The 21,337-nt window shown below is 59.9% G+C and carries 20 protein-coding genes; 11 read left to right on the top strand and 9 right to left on the bottom strand.

Features of this window, described 5'->3' with window-relative positions:
- Positions 1-38 precede the first annotated feature (38 nt).
- The gene (locus C2E19_RS15765; protein WP_129393958.1) at positions 39-572 is read right to left on the bottom strand and encodes a tetratricopeptide repeat protein; all 534 of its coding nucleotides are present in this window, start codon (positions 570-572) and stop codon (positions 39-41) included.
- 29 nt (positions 573-601) lie between these two features.
- Positions 602-1,162 carry a cytochrome b gene (locus C2E19_RS15760; protein ID WP_129393957.1) on the bottom strand — a complete coding sequence of 187 codons (561 nt, stop codon included), beginning with the start codon at positions 1,160-1,162 and terminating at the stop codon, positions 602-604.
- A 153-nt stretch (positions 1,163-1,315) separates the two neighbouring features.
- Here C2E19_RS15760 and C2E19_RS15755 point away from each other — a divergent pair, with 153 nt between their 5' ends.
- The 3 genes from C2E19_RS15755 to nudC all read left to right on the top strand — a co-directional run bounded on the left by C2E19_RS15755 (position 1,316) and on the right by nudC (position 3,913).
- A complete protein-coding gene (locus tag C2E19_RS15755; RefSeq protein WP_129393955.1) occupies positions 1,316-2,086 on the top strand; it encodes a class I SAM-dependent methyltransferase in 771 nt (256 codons plus the stop codon).
- Between the two features lie 177 nt (positions 2,087-2,263).
- Positions 2,264-3,076, top strand: coding sequence for a crotonase/enoyl-CoA hydratase family protein (locus C2E19_RS15750; protein ID WP_129393953.1), 813 nt, complete (start codon positions 2,264-2,266; stop codon positions 3,074-3,076).
- A gap of 6 nt (positions 3,077-3,082) precedes the next feature.
- Positions 3,083-3,913: an NAD(+) diphosphatase gene (nudC, locus tag C2E19_RS15745; RefSeq protein ID WP_129393951.1), complete on the top strand. Its 831-nt coding sequence runs from the start codon at positions 3,083-3,085 to the stop codon at positions 3,911-3,913.
- Here nudC and C2E19_RS15740 read toward each other — a convergent pair.
- The gene (locus C2E19_RS15740; RefSeq protein WP_129393949.1) at positions 3,881-4,660 is read right to left on the bottom strand and encodes a TSUP family transporter; all 780 of its coding nucleotides are present in this window, start codon (positions 4,658-4,660) and stop codon (positions 3,881-3,883) included. The two genes, nudC and C2E19_RS15740, sit on opposite strands and share 33 nt — an antisense overlap.
- A 360-nt stretch (positions 4,661-5,020) precedes the next feature.
- Between C2E19_RS15740 and sfnG the strand changes: the two genes are divergently transcribed.
- Positions 5,021-6,103: a dimethylsulfone monooxygenase SfnG gene (sfnG, locus tag C2E19_RS15735; protein ID WP_129393947.1), complete on the top strand. Its 1,083-nt coding sequence runs from the start codon at positions 5,021-5,023 to the stop codon at positions 6,101-6,103.
- Between the two features lie 116 nt (positions 6,104-6,219).
- Here sfnG and C2E19_RS15730 read toward each other — a convergent pair whose 3' ends face one another.
- Both C2E19_RS15730 and C2E19_RS15725 read right to left on the bottom strand, forming a co-directional pair.
- A complete protein-coding gene (locus tag C2E19_RS15730; protein WP_129393945.1) occupies positions 6,220-6,699 on the bottom strand; it encodes a nuclear transport factor 2 family protein in 480 nt (159 codons plus the stop codon).
- 55 nt (positions 6,700-6,754) lie between these two features.
- The gene (locus tag C2E19_RS15725; RefSeq protein ID WP_129393943.1) at positions 6,755-7,318 is read right to left on the bottom strand and encodes a TetR/AcrR family transcriptional regulator; all 564 of its coding nucleotides are present in this window, start codon (positions 7,316-7,318) and stop codon (positions 6,755-6,757) included.
- A gap of 216 nt (positions 7,319-7,534) precedes the next feature.
- Here C2E19_RS15725 and pssA point away from each other — a divergent pair, with 216 nt between their 5' ends.
- The gene (pssA, locus tag C2E19_RS15720; RefSeq protein WP_129393941.1) at positions 7,535-8,878 is read left to right on the top strand and encodes a CDP-diacylglycerol--serine O-phosphatidyltransferase; all 1,344 of its coding nucleotides are present in this window, start codon (positions 7,535-7,537) and stop codon (positions 8,876-8,878) included.
- Positions 8,879-9,001: 123 nt separating this feature from the next.
- On the opposite strand, the gene efeO (C2E19_RS15715) is transcribed toward pssA, so the two are convergent.
- Genes efeO (C2E19_RS15715) through efeU form a run of 4 tightly spaced genes read right to left on the bottom strand, consistent with a single transcriptional unit; the run spans position 9,002 to position 13,243 of the window.
- Positions 9,002-9,826 carry an iron uptake system protein EfeO gene (gene efeO / locus C2E19_RS15715; protein WP_129393939.1) on the bottom strand — a complete coding sequence of 275 codons (825 nt, stop codon included), beginning with the start codon at positions 9,824-9,826 and terminating at the stop codon, positions 9,002-9,004.
- Between the two features lie 29 nt (positions 9,827-9,855).
- Positions 9,856-11,154, bottom strand: a complete 1,299-nt coding sequence (gene efeB / locus C2E19_RS15710) for an iron uptake transporter deferrochelatase/peroxidase subunit (RefSeq protein WP_129393937.1) — start codon at positions 11,152-11,154, stop codon at positions 9,856-9,858.
- Positions 11,155-11,171: 17 nt separating this feature from the next.
- On the bottom strand, positions 11,172-12,371 hold the full coding sequence (efeO, locus tag C2E19_RS15705; protein ID WP_129393935.1) for an iron uptake system protein EfeO: 1,200 nt from the start codon (positions 12,369-12,371) through the stop codon (positions 11,172-11,174).
- Between the two features lie 8 nt (positions 12,372-12,379).
- Positions 12,380-13,243: an iron uptake transporter permease EfeU gene (gene efeU / locus C2E19_RS15700; RefSeq protein WP_129393933.1), complete on the bottom strand. Its 864-nt coding sequence runs from the start codon at positions 13,241-13,243 to the stop codon at positions 12,380-12,382.
- Between the two features lie 288 nt (positions 13,244-13,531).
- Here efeU and C2E19_RS15695 point away from each other — a divergent pair, with 288 nt between their 5' ends.
- The 6 genes from C2E19_RS15695 to C2E19_RS15670 all read left to right on the top strand — a co-directional run bounded on the left by C2E19_RS15695 (position 13,532) and on the right by C2E19_RS15670 (position 20,718).
- Complete coding sequence (locus C2E19_RS15695; RefSeq protein ID WP_129393931.1) at positions 13,532-14,548, top strand: AraC family transcriptional regulator; 1,017 nt, start codon at positions 13,532-13,534, stop codon at positions 14,546-14,548.
- A 276-nt stretch (positions 14,549-14,824) separates the two neighbouring features.
- On the top strand, positions 14,825-16,489 hold the full coding sequence (locus C2E19_RS15690; protein WP_129393929.1) for an AMP-binding protein: 1,665 nt from the start codon (positions 14,825-14,827) through the stop codon (positions 16,487-16,489).
- Positions 16,490-16,505: 16 nt separating this feature from the next.
- Positions 16,506-17,267, top strand: a complete 762-nt coding sequence (locus tag C2E19_RS15685; RefSeq protein ID WP_129393927.1) for an SDR family NAD(P)-dependent oxidoreductase — start codon at positions 16,506-16,508, stop codon at positions 17,265-17,267.
- Positions 17,268-17,279: 12 nt separating this feature from the next.
- Positions 17,280-18,473 (top strand): acetyl-CoA C-acyltransferase, encoded by a 1,194-nt coding sequence (locus tag C2E19_RS15680; protein ID WP_129393925.1) that lies wholly within the window; start codon positions 17,280-17,282, stop codon positions 18,471-18,473.
- Positions 18,474-18,697: 224 nt separating this feature from the next.
- Complete coding sequence (locus C2E19_RS15675) at positions 18,698-19,825, top strand: acyl-CoA dehydrogenase (protein WP_129393923.1); 1,128 nt, start codon at positions 18,698-18,700, stop codon at positions 19,823-19,825.
- A 119-nt stretch (positions 19,826-19,944) separates the two neighbouring features.
- Positions 19,945-20,718 carry an enoyl-CoA hydratase gene (locus C2E19_RS15670; protein ID WP_129393921.1) on the top strand — a complete coding sequence of 258 codons (774 nt, stop codon included), beginning with the start codon at positions 19,945-19,947 and terminating at the stop codon, positions 20,716-20,718.
- Positions 20,719-21,337: the final 619 nt, after the last annotated feature.

Genomic DNA, 21,337 nt, shown 5'->3' with positions numbered 1-21,337 from the left:
TGCCTGATCGCTGACGATGATGGCCTCCGCTATTGATGTCAGGTTTTCGATGAGTCGTTAATGGCTTGCGCCAGGTCCTGGTATTCCTCGCACGCCGTGCCGCAGATCGACCGGATCTGCTGCAACTGTTCTTGCGCGAGGTCGACGCGGCCCTTGATCACGTAGGCTTCGCCGAGGTATTCGCGCACTTGCGCGTACTGCGGATCGAGTTTCACCGATTGCAGGTAATAGCTGATGCCTTCGTCGGTACGTCCGAGTTTGCGCGTGGCGTACCCGCGATAATTCAGCGCCTTGGCGGTGTTCGGCTGTTTCAGCGTGTCGAGCAACGCCAGTGCTTCCTCGTAGCGGCCAGCCTTGGCCAGACGATAGGCGTAATCGGTGCGGTCGGCATCGGGCAACAGGCTGCTGGTCTGCAAGACGCATTTTTGCGTTTTGCTGTCCCAGACCTGGCCTTTCGGGCATTCAGGCTTCTGCACCGGCTCGTCGTCGTCACCATTGGCGAAGGCCAGATGGCTGGACATGGCAGCCGCCAGTAGCAGCGGGGCGGCGAACATAACGGAACGGATAGTCATGGGCAAGGCTCCAGAGTGAAAGTGTCGTTTCAGTTGGAAACACGTCCCGGCAACATGCGCCGCAAGGTGTTGTCACGCAGGCCGTAGTGATGCACCAGTGCGACGATCGCGTGCAAAGAGGCGAGGATAATGATGGCCCACGCTACTTGTTCATGCAGGCCGCCAAACACCGACTTCATGCTTTTATCGAAGGCAATCAGGGTTGGGACATCAAACAGCCCGAAGAAGTTGAACGGTTCGGCCTGCGCCCAGCGCAAGAAGAACCCCAGCACGATCTGACTCAACAGCAGCGCGTACAGCGCCAGGTGTGCGGTTTTCGCCAGAATGTTCAGTGCACCCTTGTTCGCCGGCGGCAAGCGCCGCCCCTTGAACAAACGCCAGAGCACCCGGCCGACAACAATGACGGCCAGCAAGATGCCAAACGAGATGTGCAATGCCTGCAGCTCTTTGCGCAATGGCGTGCCTTTGGGCAATTGCTCCCAAATCTGCGCGCAGGCAAACAGGCCGATCACCAGCGCGGCAGTCAGCCAGTGCAGGGTCATGGTCAGTCGGTCGTAACGGACGGGCATATCAGTGGTCGTAACGCTCATGGGTCATCCTCGTGGGCAATATAGGGTTAACACCCGAGGGTGAATTTTTATTCATTGCATTGTCAGTGACTGTTCAAGGTCGCGGTAAATTCAAGCGCTATGCTCGTGAACATCCGCCGTCGATCCGATGCTTCGCCATAAGGGGAAACTGCCATGAACGAACAGCTCCATCACTCCGCCGCCGGCTACAAGACTGCTGCCGACACCTATGTCAAAGGACGGCCGGAATATCCGCCGCAGGTCGCCGACTGGCTGACCGCGACGTTGGGGCTGGATGCTCACAAGACCGTGATTGATCTCGGCGCCGGCACCGGCAAATTCACCGGCCGACTCGTGGCGACGGGCGCGCAGGTGATTGCCGTCGAACCGGTGCCGCAGATGCTTGAGAAACTCTATGAGGCATGGCCCGATGTGCTGGCCGTCAGCGGTACTGCGACGGATCTGCCATTGCCGGACGCGTCGGTCGATGTGGTGGTTTGCGCTCAGGCGTTTCACTGGTTTGCCAGTCAGGCGGCGTTGACCGAAATCGCCCGGGTGCTCAAGCCCGGTGGCAAGCTTGGACTGATCTGGAACCTGCGTGATACGCAGGCGAGCTGGGTGCCGAAACTCGATGCCATCGTCAATGCGCTGGAGGGTGATACGCCGCGTTATTACACCGGCGAATGGCGCAAGGCGTTCCCCCATCCGCGCTTCGGCCCGTTGCAATTGCAGCAGTTCCACAACGGCCATACCGGCTCAACGGAGGACGTGATTTTCAATCGAGTGCGTTCGACCAGTTTCATTGCCGCACTGCCGGACGCACAACGGGCGAAGGTTGATGAGCAGATTCGCGCGTTGATCGCGTCCGAGCCGCAGCTGCGCGGCAGGGATGTGGTGACGGTGCCCTACGAAACCGCCGCCTTCGTCACGCAAAAATCCCTGTAGGAGCTGCCGCAGGCTGCGATCTTTTGATCTGGTCTTTTAAAAATCACAATCAAAAGATCGCAGCCTGCGGCAGCTCCTACAGGGGGCGGTGTGAGAGTCCCGCATTTGGCTGAACCGCCACTGTGATGCCTTGTTATAGTTCGGGCCTCATTTTCAGCCCGGTAAAGGATCACTGCCATGACTCAATACTCCGCCTTCAGCGTCGAACTGGCCGATAACATCGCCCATGTGCAGATCAATCGCCCGGAAAAGATCAACTCGATGAACGCGGCGTTCTGGAGCGAGATCGTCGAGATTTTCCAGTGGATCGACGACACCGACGAAGTGCGCGTGGTGGTGCTCAGCGGCAACGGCAAACATTTCTCCTCGGGCATCGACCTGATGATGCTCGCCGGCGTCGCCAATGAACTGGGCAAGGACGTCGGCCGCAACGCGCGCCTGCTGCGCCGCAAGATCCTCACCCTGCAAGCCTCGTTCAATGCCGTCGACAACTGCCGCAAACCGGTGCTCGCGGCGATTCAGGGTTACTGCCTGGGCGGTGCGATCGATCTGATCGCGGCCTGCGACATGCGTTATGCCGCCGAAGACGCGCAATTCTCGATCAAGGAAATCGATATCGGCATGGCCGCCGATGTTGGCACTTTGCAACGGTTGCCACGGATCATCGGGGACGGCATGCTGCGTGAACTGGCTTACACCGGTCGCACCTTTGGCGCTGACGAAGCGCGCAGCATCGGCCTGGTCAATCGCGTCTACAGCGACAAGGACGCGTTGCTCGAAGGGGTGATCGACATCGCTCGCGAGATCGCTTCGAAGTCGCCGATCGCGGTGACCGGCACCAAGGAAATGATCAGCTACATGCGCGACCATCGCATCGACGACGGCCTCGAATACGTTGCCACCTGGAACGCCGCCATGCTGCAATCCACCGATTTGCGCGTGGCCATGGCCGCCCACATGAGCAAACAGAAACCCGAATTTCTGGACTGAGAAACCATGACAGCTCGCTGGACCACTGCAGTACTCGACACCGATCAACCGGGCGGCTGGGCCGTGGCGCGCGGCCCGGAAGGCTTTCTGTTCGATGACAACGGCGCGCTGTTCCCGCGCGAATGGCTCAAGCGTCAGGACTTGTCAGTCCTCGCCGAGCATGGCATCGGCCATCTCGATGGCGAGCCGGTGTATTTGCTGGAGTTGCGCAGTGCCAGCGAGGTGCCGGGTTGCAGCTGGAAAGGCCTGCGGGCGTTCATGCTCGATGGCGATCAGACGGTCTACAAAGTCCTCGGTTACGCCGCGCAGATTGGCACTTGGGCGCGCGAACATCGTTTCTGCGGCAATTGCGGTCAGGCGATGACGCAAGTGCCACGTGAGCGGGCGATGTATTGCCAGCCATGTGATTTGCGCAGTTATCCGCGGATTTCGCCGAGCATGATCGTGCTGATTACCCGTGGCGACGAGATTCTGTTGGCGCGCTCACCGCGTTTCGTCACCGGGGTCTACAGCACGCTGGCCGGATTCGCCGAACCTGGCGAGTCGGCCGAGGATTGCCTGATTCGCGAAGTGCGCGAGGAAGTGCAGATCGAGGTGCAGAACATTCAATACCTCGGCAGCCAGTGCTGGCCTTTCCCGCATTCGATGATGCTCGGCTTCCATGCCGAGTACGCCGGTGGCGAGATTGTCTGTCAGGAAGACGAGATCGAAGACGCCCAGTGGTTCAACGTGCACGACCTGCCGCCGTTGCCGGCGTCCAAATCGATTGCCCGTTATCTGATCGACGTCTACGTGGCGCGGCGCTTAGGCCACGCTGAACCAGTGCTGCCAAGCTAAGCGTACGGTCAAACCCAGCACCACGGTGATGAACACCGGGCGAATGAACTTGGCGCCGCCGCTGATCGCGGTGCGCGCGCCAAAGAATGCGCCGACCATCACCGACAGGCCCATGCTCAGGCCGATGATCCAGTCCACCTGCCCGGAAAACACGAACACCGACAGCGCCGCAATGTTGCTGACGAAGTTCATGCTGCGCGCCACGCCGCTGGCCTTGACCAGATCGATCGGGTAGAGCAGCAGGCTGCTCACTGTCCAGAACGCGCCGGTGCCGGGGCCGGCCACACCGTCGTAGAAACCGAGGCTGAAGCCTTGGGTCGATTGCCATTTCTTCTTGATCGGCGCGTCGCTGTCCAGCGGCGCTTTTGGCGTACCGCCGAAGAGCAAATACAAACCGCAGGCGAAGACGATCACCGGGAGCATCTTGTTCAGCCACTCCGCCGGCAGGTAATGGGCGACGATGGCGCCGGTCAATGCCCCGACCAGCGTGCCGACAATCGCGTGCACCCACTGGCGTGGATGGAACAGCTTGCGTTTGTAGAAGGTGAAACTGGCGGTGGCCGAGCCGAACGTCGAGCTGAGTTTATTGGTGCCCAGCACCAGGTGCGGTGGCAGGCCGGCGGTCAGCAGCGCAGGCGTGGTCAACAGACCGCCACCGCCGGCGATGGCATCGATGAAACCGGCAATGAAAGCGACGATAGCCAGAATGGCCAGGGTGGTGAGGTCAACGCTGAGTTCGAAAGGCATGGAATCGGCTTATTCGGCAGGGCGCAGAACGGGAGCTGCGGGGAGGGCGGTCATGTTACCTGTATCCAACTTTTGCGGCGACCCGTCTGACGCCTTCGCGAGCAGGCTCGCTCCCACAGTTTTTGGGTTGGTCACAAAATCAATATTCACCAAAAATCCCCTGTGGGAGCGGGCTTGCTCGCGAAGGCGGCATCCCAGCCAATGCAAAACCTACTGTTGCCCACTCAACATCCAGCCAACAAATCCCCCTTAAAAAAACATCTTGATAGCCGGGAAACCCAAAAAAATCAGGCACTCCAGCCTTGGCACGCTTGCTGCTCTATCACTCCCATCTCCCCCAAATGTCCCGAGGACACGCCAATGAGTCAGCAAGCCGTGAAATTTGCCTACTGGGTGCCGAACGTCAGCGGTGGGCTGGTGGTCAGTAAGATTGAACAGCGCACCGACTGGGGCATCGACTACAACCGCAAACTCGCACAGATCGCTGAAGCCGCCGGGTTCGAATACGCGCTGACGCAGATCCGCTTCACCGCCGGTTACGGCGCCGAGTTCCAGCACGAGTCGGTTGCGTTCAGCCATGCCCTGCTGGCCGCAACGAGCAAACTCAAAGTGATCGCGGCGATTCTGCCCGGGCCGTGGCAACCGGCGCTGGCGGCGAAACAATTGGCGACCATCGATCAACTCACCAACGGGCGCATCGCGGTAAACATCGTCAGCGGCTGGTTCAAAGGTGAGTTCCAGGCCATCGGCGAACACTGGCTGGAGCACGACGAGCGCTACCGCCGTTCCGAGGAGTTCATTCGCTCGTTGCGGGGTGTCTGGAGTCAGGACAACTTCACCTTTCGCGGCGACTTCTACCGTTTCGACAATTACACCCTCAAGCCAAAACCACTGGGCCGTCCGGAAATCTTTCAGGGCGGCAGCTCGCGTGCGGCGCGGGACATGGCCGCAAGGGTTTCGGACTGGTATTTCACCAACGGCAATAGCGTTGAAGGGATCAAGGCGCAGGTTGACGATATTCGTGGCAAAGCGGCGGCGAATAACCATTCGGTGAAGATCGGCGTCAACGCGTTCGTCATCGCCCGTGACACCGAGGAAGAGGCGCGGGCAGTGCTGGCGCAGATCATCGATCAGGCCGATCCGGAAGCGGTGAATGCCTTTGGCGACGCAGCGAAACAGGCGGGCAGGGCGTCACCGGAGGGAGAGGGTAACTGGGCGAAATCGACGTTCGAGGATCTGGTGCAGTACAACGATGGTTTCAAGACCAACCTCATCGGTACACCGTTGCAGATTGCCGAGCGGATTGTCGCGCTGAAAGCGGTGGGGGTGGATCTGGTGTTGGCGGGCTTTCTGCATTTTCAGGAAGAGGTGGAATACTTCGGCCAGCGCGTGTTGCCATTGGTGCGCGAACTTGAATCCAAAAAAACCGCAGCAGTAGCCTGATCGCAACACATCCCCTGTAGGAGCTGCCGAAGGCTGCGATCTTTTGATCTTGAAAACAACATCAAAAGATCGCAGCCTTCGGCAGCTCCTACAGAGGGTGAGGTCATGCGCTTGGCTTACAGGCCGAGGTCGGACAGGCCCGGGTGATCATCCGGGCGGCGGCCCAGTGGCCAACGGAACTTGCGTTCGCTCTCTTTGATCGGCAGGTCGTTGATGCAGGCATAGCGCTGGAACATCAAGCCCTGCTCATCAAACTCCCAATTCTCGTTGCCATAGGAGCGGAACCAGTTGCCCGAATCGTCGTGCCATTCATAGGCGTAACGCACGGCGATGCGCGTGTCCGAATACGCCCAAAGCTCCTTGATCAAACGGTAATCCAGCTCTTTTGCCCATTTGCGCGTCAGGAAAGCCTTGGCTTCTTCGCGGTTGTCGGCGAACTCGGCGCGGTTGCGCCATTTCGTGTCGAGGGTGTAAGCCAGCGATACCTTTTCCGGATCGCGGGAGTTCCAGCCATCCTCGGCCAAACGAACTTTGTCGATGGCCGATTCACGATTGAAGGGCGGCAATGGCGGACGTACCTGGGCTGCAGTAGACATGTCAGATCTCCCGATAAAATTTTCGATTCAACAACAAGTCCGGCTTATTCAGGCGTTACAGGTCCAATAACTTACGCGCCATGCATTGCGCATTATCGGCGGCACTGTGATCACCCATGACAAGCGCGACGGTAATGGCCCCGTCAATCAGAATCAGCAACTGTCTGGCTAACTGTTGCGGATCTTCGGCGCCATGTTCGGTACACAACTCGCACACGTAGTCGAGCAGCTTCTGTTTGTGTTCTTTGGCGACCCGCCGTACCGGGTTCTGTGGATCACCGGTCTCGCCGCTGGTGTTGATGAACGCGCAGCCACGGAAGCCTTCCGAGGCGAACCAGCTCTTGAGTACGGTAAACAGGTTGAGCAAGCGACCGGCCGGGGTTTCGGCCTGATCGACAGCATTTCTGTACCAGTGCATCCAGCGCTCGTCGCGGCGTTGCAGGGCGGCGACGGTCAGCGCGTCCTTGTCGGCGAAGTAGCGGTAAATGCTTTTTCTCGAGACGCCGGCGGTTTTCACCAGGAGATCCATGCTGGTGGCAGCGATGCCACTTTTGTAGATCAACTTTTCGGTGACGTCGAGGATGATGTTACGTGTGTCGTTGCTAGAGGTTTCGTTCATGCGGCAAACAGTAGAACGGTTGTTCTTCTTGGTCAAGCTGGCATTTTTATCGGCCGTGAAATTGCCTTCGCGAGCAGGCTCGCTCCCACATGGGAATGCATTTCAAACGTGGGAGCGGGCTTGCTCGCGAAGAGGTTATTACAGACACTAACAAGACCCGAAGGATGTGATGGTGTAAGCTCTCGGGTTCTTCGGATTCGACCCATTGCGAGCCCTATGCCGTTGCTTTTCAAACGTTCCTTGCTGCCCAAACTGCGCAGCTTTCCGCTGACCGCCGAGGCCGTGACCATTCTGTCCGGCGCCGCCGAGTTTCGTCGTTGCCTGCTGGAGAAAATCGCCACGGCGACCCAGCGCATCTACATCGTCGCGCTGTATCTGCAGCAAGACGAAGCCGGTCAGGAAATCCTCGATGCCCTGCACGCTGCCAGGCTCAAGCGCCCCGAGCTGGAAATCGCCGTGGTCGTCGATTGGCTGCGCGCCCAGCGCGGCTTGATCGGTGCCGGCAAACAGCCGGGTAACGCGGCGTGGTATCAAGAGATGACCCGCACGCACCAGAGCGAAGTGCCGGTCTACGGCGTCCCGGTGCAAACCCGCGAACTGTTTGGCGTCCTGCACCTGAAAGGCTTTGTGATCGACGATTGTGTGGTCTACAGCGGTGCGAGCCTGAACAACGTCTACCTGCACAAGTTCGACAAGTACCGCTTCGACCGTTATCACGTTCTGCAAAGCCACGAGCTGGCAGACTCGATGCATCACCTGGTCAAGCATGGCCTGATTGAATCGAAAGCCGTGCATCGTCTCGACCTGCCGAACCTGCCGACCACGCGCAGCCTGCGCAATGACATCGGTGATTTGCGCAGTCGCCTCAAATACGCGACCTACGACACGGCCACTGGCAGCACCGCCAGAGATGGCTTGTCGGTTACGCCGTTGCTGGGTGTCGGCAAGAACAACCCGCTGAACCGCGCGATTATCGAACTGATCGCCAGCGCGCAAAAGCAGCTGACCATCTGCACGCCATATTTCAACCTGCCGTTGGGGGTGATCCGCGAGATCAACCGCGCGCTGGCTCGTGGCGTGAAGATCGACATCGTGGTCGGCGACAAGACCGCCAACGACTTCTACATCCCGCCAAGCGAGCCGTTCAAGGTGATCGCGGCGTTGCCGTATCTCTACGAAATCAGCCTGCGCCGGTTTGCCAAGCGGCATCAGCGCACGATCGACAGCGGGCAGTTGAACCTGCACCTGTGGCGTGATGGCGACAACACCTATCACCTCAAAGGCATGTGGATCGACCAGCGTTATACCCTGCTGACCGGCAACAACCTCAATCCCCGGGCGTTCCGTCTCGATCTGGAAAATGCCTTGCTGATCGATGATCCGAAAGGAGAATGGCTGGCGCCACGGGCGAAGGAGCTGGAAGAGATTTTCCGCCATACCACGCGGATCGACAGCTTTCAGAATCTGGAGACGCTGCCGGAGTACCCAGGCGCGGTGGCCAAGTTTCTCAAGCGCGTGAGCCGGGTGCGGATCGAGCGGTTGCTCTACCGGATTCTCTAAAATCAAAATGATCTAGTGCTGCTGATAAAGCCTTCGCGAGCAAGCCCGCTCCCACAGTTGGAATGCATTCCCATGTGGGAGCGGGCTTGCTCGCGAAGGGGCCAGACCAGGCGCTACAAAACGTTAATTCAGACCCAACTTCCCACGCAACGTGGACAGGTCTTCCGCCAAAGTATTAACCGGCCCGACCAGCGCCTTGCGGTCGCTGTCCTTGACCTTGTCATACGTCTCGAACCCGCCATCCTTGGTCTTGTACTTGGCCAGAATCTTGTCGACGGTGGCAAAGTTCTTGTCGACCTTGGCTACGAAAGCCTTGTCCTGTTTTTCGATTTGCGGACGGAACAGATCGACGATTTTCTTCGCACCGTCGATGTTGCCCTGGAAGTCATACAGGTCGGTGTGGCTATAGCGGTCTTCTTCACCGGAGATCTTGGTCGCGGCGACTTCTTCCAGCAGCGCAGCTGCGCCACCGACGACTTTCTCAGGCGGGAAGGTCAGGCCGGCGACGCGGGTCTGCAGGTCTTTGACGTCGCTGTTGAGTTTGTCCGCCAGTTCATTAAGGCCTTGGGTGCTTTTCTCCGAGAACAACGTGTATTCGATACGATGGAAACCGGTGAAGTCGTCAGCCTTAACGCCTTTCTCGTGGTCGTCGACGCGGGAGTCGATGGACGCATCGAGGTCACTGAACAGCTCGGCAATCGGCTCGATCGACTCGTAGTAAACGCGGGTCGGTGCGTAGAGCTTTTGCGCGGTGGCCAGGTCGCCTTTCTTCACTGCATCGGTGAACTGCTGGGTGTGGCTGCCCAGTTCATCGAGTTGTTCGGTGACGTAGATCTTGTAGTCCGAAACCGGCCCGACCAGATCCAGCGGTGCTGTGGCAGCGAATGCCGACAGCGGGGTGTTGAGCAAACCAAGGGTCAGCAATAACGCGAGTGGCGTCTTTTTCATGGGGGCGGCTCCAGTGTTGAATGTTGTTTTTATGCAGCGGTTTTCGGTTGTGTGGCGTTGAGCAGCGAGCGACCGATGAAATCCTTGTCGCCCGTGATACCCGGAAGGGTGAAGAAGTAGCCGCCGCCGACCGGTTTGAGGTATTCCTCAAGCGGTTCGCCGTTGAGGCGGGTCTGCACGGTGATGAAGCCTTTTTCCAGATCGGCCTGATAACAGATGAACAGCAGGCCCATGTCGAGTTGGCCGTTCTTGTTCACGCCATTCGAATAGTTGAACGGACGACGCAGGATCAGGTTGGCTTGGCTCGCGGCAGTGCGCGGGTTGGCCAGACGAATGTGCGCGTCGAGTTTGGTCAGCTTGCCTTCTGGATCTTTGTGGTAATCCGGGACCTCGGTTTCATGCTGGGCACCCATCGGCGCGCCGCTGGTTTTGACCCGGCCGATGATGCTTTCCTGTTCCTGCAACGGCGTGCGGTCCCAGCGTTCGACGAAGTTGCGGATGATCCGCACCGCTTGGTAACTGCCGTGAGCAGCCCAGGCCGGTTCATCGCTGCCCGGTTGCACCCAGACGATGCTGTCCATGGCTTTCGCGTCGTTGGAGTTCGGGTTGGCCGAGCCGTCGCGAAAACCGAGGAAGTTACGCGCCGATTGTGCCGGCACACCCGGTTTCGCCGGGGCTTGCGGCGGCACGCTGCCTTCCTGCTTCCAGCGCACCAGCAGCAGGTCAGGGAGGTTTTTGACGATGTCGCGCAGGGCGTGAATGTTGGTGTCGGTGGTGTTCGAGCAGAACTGCAAACTCAGGTCGCCATGGCAGCAATCGGCTTCCAGCGCATCGTTGGGGAAACCGACCATGCGGATCAGGCGCTTGGGCTTGGCGTCGGCCAGACCGAAACGTTCGTCGAACAGCGATTCGCCGACGGAAACGGTGATGGTCAGGTTGTCCGGCGTCACGTTCGGGCCGAGGATGCCGGAGTCCGGCGGCGGCAGTTTCGGGTCGATCTGCGCAACCGGGCCGCCCTTCATCAGGAAGGCGATGCGTTCGTTGAGAGTGCGGAACAGCCGCTCGAGGTCTTCGCGATCACTGGCCAGCACGTCGAATGAAACCAGCATGCCCGAGGCCGGACGCGGGGTGACGATGCCGGTCTGGTGCGTGCCGTGGAAGTCGTGGCGATCTTCGGTCTTGTCGCTGCTCGGTGCTTCAGTGACTTGTGCGGGCGCGGCGGCCATCGCCGGGCAGCTCAGCGCTGAACCTGCGAGGGCGACACCGGCGGCGCCCATGCCCATCAGGACACGGCGACGTTGCAGGTTGAGTGGTTCTGAATCGTTCATCGGTACTCGTCTTCTGCTTACAGGCCGGAGAGGCCGAGGGCGGGATCAATGCCATCAAGTGCGTCGGCCAGAGCCTGGGCCTTGTCGGCGATCTGCTTGCGTTGTTCGCCGCTGACGGAGTCGTAGCTGGCGTAGCCGTCCTTGATCTTGTAGCTGTTGAGTTCTGTGTCGAAGTCCGCCAGTGCCTGATCGATTTTTGGCAGCAGCTCGGCGGCTGATTTGGTCAGCATCGGCCGCAGCAGATCGACGACTTTGTGCGCGGTTTGCGCGTTGCCGGCGAATCCGTTGAGATCGCTGTGGCTGTAGCGTTCTTCTTCACCGCTGGCGGCGCGCACGTCGGCCAGCGTGTTGAGGTTGCGCACGACGATATTGACCAATTGCTCTGGCGGCAGGGTCTGGGCGAGCAATTGCTGCTTGAGCGTGGTGACGTCGCCCAGCAGGCGCTGGGAAACGGCGGCCAGGTCATCGAGTTTGCGTTGCTGGAACAACGCATATTCGATGCGGTGGAAACCGACAAAGGCCGGATCCTGCTCGCGCTTTTCGAAGTAATCGGCGCGGGCGTTGATATTGTTGTCCAGCTCGGCGAGACGTTGCGCCGCCGGAGCCAGACGCTGATAAGCCGCACGGGCTGGCAGGTAAAGGGCCTGCGCCTGGCTCAGGTCGCCGCTGGCAATTGCCTGATCGAGTGCGGTCACGGCTTTGATCAGTGCGCTGCTCTGGCTGGCCAGGTACACGCGAAATTCCGACAGCGGGCCGACGAAAGCGACCATCGACGGTTTGGCTTTGGCGGCGGCATCAGACGCCGCCGTCGCTGTGACGTGCAGAGTGCCGCGCGGGTTGCTGAGCAAGCCACAGGTGATCGCATAGTCGCCGGGCTGCAGGTTGGCGTTGATCACCTGACTCAGGCCGGGGGCGATGTTTTCGCGTTCTTCGACGACCAGCACGCCGTCGAGGATTTCCCATTCCACCGCGCGCTCGGAGCGGTTGACGATGCGGAAACTGGCGCGACCGGCCGGCACCGTCAGCGCATTCGGCTCGCAACTGCCCGGATGGATATTCACCACTACTTCATCGTGATTGTGCTGACGCTTGGCCGCAGCCATTTTCGAGGCGTACCAGAACAGGCCTCCGGCGGCGATCATGATGACCACCGAACCGGCCACCGCCCAACGCAAGGCGCGGGGAGGGGAGGCCTGAGGAGTATTAGGCTTTGACATGGAGGCCCTTATTGGCTGGAAGCTGAAGACGATTTGGCGGCGGCTTTGGTATTTGGGAGCGGAGCAGCCGGCGCGGCGGGATAGAAAAACATCACCAGCGCCACCACCAGATAGAGCAGATACGCGCCGAGGGTGCTGACGGTCGGCGTGTCCTGGTAACCGAACATGCCGGCCAGCACCGAACCCAACGGGCCGTCCATCGGCAGCGTCGCGCTGAAATCGAAGAGCACGGTTTGCAGGTGATTCCACAGCCCGGCTTCATGCAGCGCCTGCACCGAGTTGGCGAGAATCCCCGCAGCCACCACCAGAATGAACAGCCCGGTCCACTTGAAGAAGGCGGAAAGATTGAGGCGCATGCTGCCGCTGTAGATCAGGAAACCGACGATGATTGCCAGAATCAGGCCGAGCAGGGCACCGATCGGCGCGCCCGGGCCTTCGCTTTGCTGGAACACCGCGAGCAGGAAGAACACCGTTTCCAGGCCTTCGCGGGCGACAGCGAAGAAGACCATGGCGATCAGCGCGATGACCTGATGTTTTGAGGAAGTCAGCGCGTGATCCAGCGAGGCTTGCAGCGAGTGTTTGATCGAACGCGCGACTTTGCGCATCCAGAACACCATGGAACTGAGAATGCCCACGGCCACCAGCCCGACCACGCCTTCGAACAGCTCCTGCTGCTTCTGCGGGAATTCGGCGCTGACCAGTTCCAGGCCACCGCCGACCAACAGCGCCAGAGCAGCCGCAAGGAATACGCCAATCCACACGGCAGGCATCCACTGGCCACGGCCGGTTTGCTGGAGGTAGCTGGCGATGATGCCAACGATCAGCGCGGCTTCGATGCCTTCGCGCAGCATGATCAGAAAAGGAACGAGCATTCGGTGTCCAATAAGTCATTCGTAGAGGTTACAAGTTGTAACATAATGACAACCATTCTCACATGACATTCATTGACATGAACCTGAACGAAAGCTGAACAACTCGAAGAACAACCATTCTCATCCCCGCGTTGCTCGGAAACATGTAGGCGCTGTCGAGTGCAACGAGGCTGCGATCTTTTGATCTGGTTTTTGTAAAATCAACATCAAAGATCGCAGCCTGCGGCAGCTCCTACATGTTGCGGTAAGATGCGCGTCACTCGAAAACAACAGGGCTTACTGCGTTCCATGTCGGAAAAAGACACCATCGCCGTTCAACTGGTGCGTGAAGCGCTGCTGCAAAGTTGTGCTCCGGGCGTGGCCACGGACGAAGTCCTGAACAAGATCGGGATCGATCCGGCGCTGCTGCAATCGGCGAGCGGCCGGGTGCCGGCCTCGCAGTACGCAAAACTCTGGCGTTTGCTCGCGCGGCGAGGCGATGACGAGTTTTTCGGCATGGACCCGCGCAAGCTCAGGTCTGGCAGCCTGGAATACCTCTGCCGCAGCGCGATGGCGCAACCGACACTGGCGGCGGGTTTGAGCAGCGGCCTGGGTTTTCTGTCGTTGATGCTGGAGCGCATGCCGGCGCAGTTGGTGCATCAGCAGAGTCTGGCCGAGATTGTTCTACTGGAAGATGACCTTGAGCCGCGCCGTGCCTTCAGCTATTTCACTTATTGGATGATCGTCCACGGCGTTGCCTGCTGGCTGGCGGGCCGGCGGATTCCGATTCTGGCGATTGAGCTGCGCTGCCCGGCACCGGACTTCACCGATGACTACCGGGTAATGTTCTCGGAAAACCTGCGTTTCGACCGGCCGCGTACGCGGATGATTTTCTCGGCGGATTGCCTGGATCTGCCGATCAAGCGTTCTGCCGAAGAGCTGAAACGCTTTCTGGCCCATGCGCCGGCCAACATTCTGGTCAAGTACCGCGACCCGCAAAGTCTGGCCAGTCGGATCAAGCAGGATCTGCGGCAGTTGCCGGCTGAGCAGTGGCCGGAAACCGAGGCACTGGCGCAGCAACTGTGCATGTCGGCCTCGACCTTACGCCGGCGTCTGGCGGAGGAAGGGCAGACCTATCAAGGCCTCAAGGACAGTGTGCGCAAGGAGTTGGCGATTGTCTGGCTGGCGGAGCCTTCGATCAGTTTTGTCGAGATTGCCAGCCGTTTGGGCTTTGCCGATGCCAGTTCGTTTTACAAGGCGTTTCGCAAGTGGTCGGGATCGAATCCGGGCCACTACCGGACGCTGATTCTGAATGAGGTTGTCTGACCCGGCCCTATCGCGAGCAGGCTCACTCCTACATTTGGAAGGCATTCCTCTGTAGGAGCTGCCGAAGGCTGCGATCTTTTGATCTTGTTTTAAAAAGGTCAACGTCAAAAGATCGCAGCCTTCGGCAGCTCCTACAGGGGGCGATGTTGAGCTGTCTTGGCCAAACCAGTCAGCCACTTTGATGGCTTTGACCATTGCTCCAAGCCCCGTACAGCGCGACTATCCCTCTGTTGTTTACGCTTCCCAGCCTAATAAAAACACAGAGGGATTCTGGCAATGCGCGATTACTTGTCTGCCACCACACAGTTCAACTATCAGCACACCGTGGAAGCCGCGCTCAGCGGTTCGCTTGAGGCACTCAACGCCTGCGTCGAATGCTGTGACCGTCACGCGTTGCCGGGGCGCATCGCGCTGTTCTGGGAAGGCCGCGACGGCGCCAGTGCGACATACACCTTCAGCGACCTGCAGGACAAAGCCGCGCGTTTCGCCAATTTCCTCCTCGCCCAAGGCGTGCAGAAGGGTGACAAGGTCGCCGGCCTGCTGCCGCGCAACATCGAATTGCTCATCACCGTGTTCGCTACCTGGCGCATCGGCGCGGTGTATCAGCCACTGTTCACCGCGTTCGGCCCCAAGGCCCTCGAACATCGCCTCAACAGCTCCGGCGCCAAAGTCGTGGTCACCGACGCGGTCAACCGGCCGAAACTCGCCGACGTCGCCGATTGCCCGACCCTCGTCACCGTCGGCGGCGCCAAAGGCCAGGGCATCGTCCGTGGCGATTTCAGCTTCTGGGCCGAACTGGCCAATTATTCCAACGTCTGCGAGCCGGTGCTGCTGACTGGCGAAGACCCGTTCCTGCTGATGTTCACCTCGGGCACTACCGGCCCGTCGAAAGCGCTGTCGGTGCCGCTGAAAGCCATCGTCGCGTTCCAGAGCTACACCCGCGATGCCGTCGATCTGCGCCCGGAAGATGCGTTCTGGAACGTCGCCGATCCGGGTTGGGCCTATGGCATTTATTTCGGCGTCACCGGCCCATTGTCGATGGGCCACCCGATCACCTTCTACGATGGCCCGTTCACCCTCGAAAGCACCTGCCGGGTGATCAACAAGTACGGCATCACCAACCTCACCGGTTCGCCGACGGCTTATCGACTGCTGATCGCTGGCGGTGATGAGTTTGCCAAGTCGATCAAGGGCAAGCTGCGCATTGTCAGCAGCGCCGGCGAACCGTTGAACCCGGAAGTGATTCGCTGGTTCGCCGACAACCTCGACGTGGTCATTCATGATCACTACGGCCAGACCGAACTGGGCATGGTGCTGTGCAACCACCACGGCCTCGAACACCCGGTACACATCGGTGCCGCCGGTTTCACCTCGCCGGGGCATCGCATTGTTGTGCTCGACGAGCAATACAACGAACTCGGCGTCGGTCAGCCGGGCATTCTCGCCATCGACCGTCCGCAATCGCCGATGTGCTGGTTCGGCGGCTACCAAGGCGCGCCAACCAAGGCGTTCGTCGGCGATTACTACCTGAGCGGCGACACCGTGGAATGGAATCCGGACGGCAGCATCAGCTTCGTCGGTCGCAGCGATGACGTGATCACCACTTCCGGCTACCGGGTCGGCCCGTTCGACGTGGAAAGCGCGTTGATCGAACACCCGGCGGTGGTCGAAGCTGCAGTCGTCGGCAAACCGGACCCGGAGCGCACCGAACTGGTCAAAGCCTTTGTCGTGCTCAGTGCGCAATACCGCGCGGCGCCGGAGCTGGCCGAAGAGCTGCGCCAACACGTGCGCAAGCGTCTGGCCGCGCATTCGTACCCGCGTGAAATCGAATTTGTCAGCGAATTGCCCAAGACCCCCAGTGGCAAATTGCAGCGCTTTATCTTGCGCAACCAGGAAATCGCCAAGGCTCAAGAGGCCGCGGCGCATAACGTTTCAGCTTGAATCAGGAATTACAGTCATGCAGATCGAGAACAAGGTTTTTATCGTTACCGGCGGCGCCTCCGGCCTCGGTGCCGCCACCGCTGAATTGCTGGTGAATGCTGGCGCCAAAGTCATGCTGGTGGACATGAACGCCGAAGCCGTCGCCGCGCAGGCTCAGCGTCTCGGCGCGCACAGCGTGGTGGCCGACATCAGTAACGAAGCCGCTGCCGAAGCCGCCGTGCAGGCAACGGTCGCAGCGTTTGGCAACCTCAATGGCCTGGTCAACTGCGCCGGCATCGTTCGTGGCGAGAAGATCCTCGGCAAGAATGGCCCGCATGCGCTGAGCAGTTTTGCGCAGGTGATCAACGTCAATCTGATCGGCAGCTTCAACATGCTGCGTCTGGCTGCTGCAGCGATTGCCGAGTCCGAGGCCAATGCTGATGGCGAGCGCGGTGTAATCATCAACACCGCCTCGGTGGCAGCATTCGACGGCCAGATCGGTCAGGCGGCTTACGCTGCCTCCAAAGGCGCCATCGCCAGTCTGACACTGCCGGCCGCCCGTGAACTGGCGCGTTTCGGCATCCGTGTGATGACCATCGCCCCGGGCATTTTCGAAACCCCGATGATGGCTGGAATGACCCCGGAAGTACGTGACTCGCTGGCCGCCGGCGTACCGTTCCCGCCGCGCTTGGGCAAGCCTGCCGAGTACGCTGCACTGGTTCGGCATATCATCGAAAACAGCATGCTCAACGGCGAGGTGATCCGTCTCGACGGCGCCTTGCGCATGGCCGCCAAGTAAGGAGGATTTGTCATGACTATTTCCAACGATCCGATTGTTATCGTCAGCGCCGTGCGCACGCCAATGGGCGGTTTTCAGGGCGAACTGAAAAGCCTCAGCGCACCGCAACTCGGTGCTGCCGCGATCAAGGCTGCGGTGGAACGCGCCGGTGTCGCCAGCGATTCGGTTGATGAGGTGTTGTTCGGTTGCGTGTTGCCGGCGGGGCTCGGTCAGGCACCGGCCCGTCAGGCTGCATTGGGCGCCGGGCTGGATAAATCGACCCGTTGCACCACCGTCAACAAGATGTGCGGTTCGGGCATGGAAACCACGATTCTCGCTCATGACATGTTGATCGCTGGCAGTGCAGATGTGGTGATTGCCGGCGGCATGGAAAGCATGTCCAACTCGCCGTATCTGCTCGATCGCGCCCGCGCCGGTTACCGCATGGGCCACGGCCGGGTGCTCGATTCGATGTTCCTCGATGGCCTCGAAGACGCCTACGACAAGGGCCGCCTGATGGGTACCTTCGCTGAGGATTGCGCCGAGACCAACCACTTCAGCCGCGAAGCTCAGGACGCCTTCGCCATCGCCTCGACCACCCGCGCGCAGCAGGCGATCAAGGACGGCAGCTTCAAGGACGAGATCGTCCCGCTGACTGTGACGGTTGGCAAAGAGCAGGTGCTGATCAGCCACGACGAGCAGCCGCCAAAAGCCAAGCTGGACAAGATCGCCTCGCTGAAACCAGCATTCCGCGAAGGCGGCACGGTGACGGCGGCGAACTCCAGCTCGATTTCTGACGGGGCGGCGGCGTTGGTGCTGATGCGTCAGTCGCAGGCACAGAAACTGGGGTTGAAACCGTTGGCTGTTATACATGGCCACGCTGCGTTCGCCGACACCCCGGGCCTGTTCCCGGTGGCGCCGATTGGTGCGATCAAGAAGCTGATCAAGAAAACCGGCTGGTCGCTGGGTGACGTCGATCTGTTCGAGGTCAATGAAGCGTTCGCTGTGGTCGGCATGGCCGCGATGACGCACCTGGAAATCCCCCACGACAAGCTCAATGTGCATGGTGGCGCTTGTGCGCTGGGCCATCCGATCGGTGCTTCCGGTGCGCGGATTCTGGTCACGCTGCTTTCGGCGCTGCGCCAGCGCCAGCTCAAACGCGGCATCGCCGCGATCTGCATCGGCGGCGGCGAAGCCACGGCCATGGCCGTGGAATGCCTCTACTAAACACACCACCCCTGTAGGAGCTGCCGAAGGCTGCGATCCGTTGACTTTGCTTTTTAAGATCAAAAGATCGCCGCCTCGTTGCACTCGGCAGCTCCTACATGAGTTGACTTCTGTAGGAGCTGCCGAAGGCTGCGATCCATTGATTTTGCTTTTTAAGATCAAAAGATCGCAGCCTGCGGCAGCTCCTACAGGGGATTGTGGTAAACCGGATTTAAGGATTCAGCATGATTCCCAACGAAGACCAAACCCAGATCCGCGACATGGCCCGGCAGTTCGCCGAGGAGCGCCTCAAACCGTTTGCCGCCGAGTGGGATCGCGAGCACCGTTTTCCCAAGGAAGCCATTGGTGAGATGGCCGAGCTGGGCTTCTTCGGCATGCTCGTGCCGGAACAGTGGGGCGGTTGCGACACCGGCTATCTGGCCTACGCCATGGCCCTGGAAGAAATCGCCGCTGGCGATGGCGCCTGCTCGACGATCATGAGCGTGCACAACTCGGTCGGCTGCGTGCCGATCCTCAAGTTCGGCAACGACGACCAGCGTGAACGCTTCCTCAAACCGCTGGCCAGCGGCGCGATGCTCGGTGCGTTTGCACTGACTGAACCGCAAGCCGGCTCGGACGCCAGCAGCCTGAAAACCCGCGCACGCCTCGAAGGCGATCACTACGTGCTGAACGGCTGCAAACAGTTCATCACCTCCGGGCAAAACGCCGGGATTGTCATCGTCTTTGCGGTCACCGATCCCGGTGCCGGCAAGCGCGGCATCACGGCATTCATCGTGCCGACCGACTCACCGGGCTACAAAGTCGCACGGGTCGAAGACAAGCTCGGCCAGCACGCCTCCGATACCTGCCAGATCCTCTTCGAAGATGTGCAAGTGCCGGTGGCCAACCGTTTGGGCGAGGAGGGCGAGGGCTACAAGATCGCTCTGGCCAACCTTGAGGGCGGTCGCGTCGGCATCGCTTCGCAATCGGTGGGCATGGCCCGCGCCGCGTTCGAAGCCGCGCGTGATTACGCCCGTGAGCGCGACACCTTCGGCAAGCCGATCATCGAGCATCAGGCCGTGGCCTTCCGTCTCGCCGACATGGCCACGCAGATTGCCGTTGCCCGGCAAATGGTCCACTACGCTGCAGCGCTGCGTGACAGCGGCCAAACGGCGCTGGTCGAGGCGTCGATGGCCAAGCTGTTCGCGTCGGAGATGGCTGAGAAGGTCTGTTCGATGGCGTTGCAAACCCTCGGCGGGTACGGTTACCTCAACGACTTCCCGCTGGAACGTATCTACCGCGACGTGCGCGTCTGCCAGATCTACGAAGGCACCAGCGACATTCAGCGCATGGTCATCTCCCGCAACCTGTAAACCCAACCCCTGTAGGAGCTGCCGCAGGCTGCGATCTGTTGACGTTGATTTTTTGAAAGAAAGATCAACAGATCGCAGCCTGCGGCAGCTCCTACAGAAGGCGAATTGAGGAGTTATGTATGAGTTATGAAACGATTCTGCTGGAAAACCATGGCCGTGTTGGCCTGATCACCCTGAACCGCCCGCAGGCGCTGAACGCCCTGAACGCGCAACTGGTCAGCGAAGTGAACCAGGCGCTCGATGCGCTGGAAGCGGACGCCAACATCGGCTGCATCGTCATCACCGGATCGAGAAAAGCCTTCGCCGCCGGCGCCGATATCAAGGAAATGGCCGAGCTGACCTACCCGCAGATCTACATGGATGATCTGTTCAGCGACAGCGATCGCGTCGCCAACCGGCGCAAGCCGATCATCGCGGCGGTGAATGGTTTCGCCCTCGGCGGTGGCTGTGAACTGGCGCTGATGTGCGACTTCATTCTGGCCGGCGACAATGCCAGATTCGGTCAACCGGAAATCAATCTCGGCGTGTTGCCGGGCATGGGCGGCACACAGCGTCTGACCCGCGCGGTGGGCAAGGCCAAGGCCATGGAAATGTGCCTGAGCGGGCGTTTGATCGATGCAGTTGAGGCTGAACGTTGCGGGATTGTCGCGCGCATTGTGCCGAGTGATGAGCTGCTCGATGAAGCGCTGAAAGTAGCAGCAGTGATTGCCAGCAAATCGTTGCCGATTGCGATGATGGTCAAGGAAAGCGTCAATCGTGCCTTCGAAGTGAACCTTACAGAAGGCGTGCGTTTTGAGCGTCGCGTATTCCATGCGGCGTTTGCCACGCAGGATCAGAAGGAAGGGATGGCGGCGTTCGTGGCCAAGCGGGCGCCGGAGTTCAAGGGTAAGTAAGGCGCGGGGCTGACTGACGCCTTCGCGAGCAGGCTCGCTCCCACATGAGGTTCTCGGCGTTCACAAAACCGGTGTTCGCTGGAGATCTCTGTGGGAGCGAACCTGCCCGCGAAGCTTTTAAAAAGCCCCTCACCCTAACCCTCTCCCCGAGGGAGAGGGGACTGACTGGGGGATATTGATGATCTGCGCCGACCTGAAAGAGCTGTACTGAATCCCTGATCGACCTGGTTTACCCAGTCCATAATCGACCGGGTCTTTCAGGTCGATGTATGACGCCAGACACCACGGTCGGCTCCCTCCCCCTGAGGGAGAGGGGACTGACTGGGGGATATTGATGATCTGCGCCAACCTGAAAGAGCTGTACTGAATCCCTGATCGACCTGGTTTACCCAGTCCATAATCGACCGGGTCTTTCAGGTCGATGTATGACGCCAGACACCACGGTCAGCTCCCTCCCCCCGAAGGAGAGGGGACTGACTGGGGGATATTGATGAGCTGCGCCGACTTGATAGAGCTTTACTGAATCCCTGATCGACCTGGTTTACCCAGTCCATAATCGACCCGGTCTTTCAGGTCGATGGATGACGCCAGACACCACGGTCGGCTCCCTCTCCCTCTG

Origin of the sequence: Pseudomonas sp. DTU12.3 (assembly GCF_004124275.1) — a bacterium.
In the GTDB taxonomy this organism is placed as follows: domain Bacteria; phylum Pseudomonadota; class Gammaproteobacteria; order Pseudomonadales; family Pseudomonadaceae; genus Aquipseudomonas; species Aquipseudomonas helmanticensis.
Note: the sequence above shows the minus strand (reverse complement) of the source record. Positions and strands in the feature narration are given on the sequence as shown.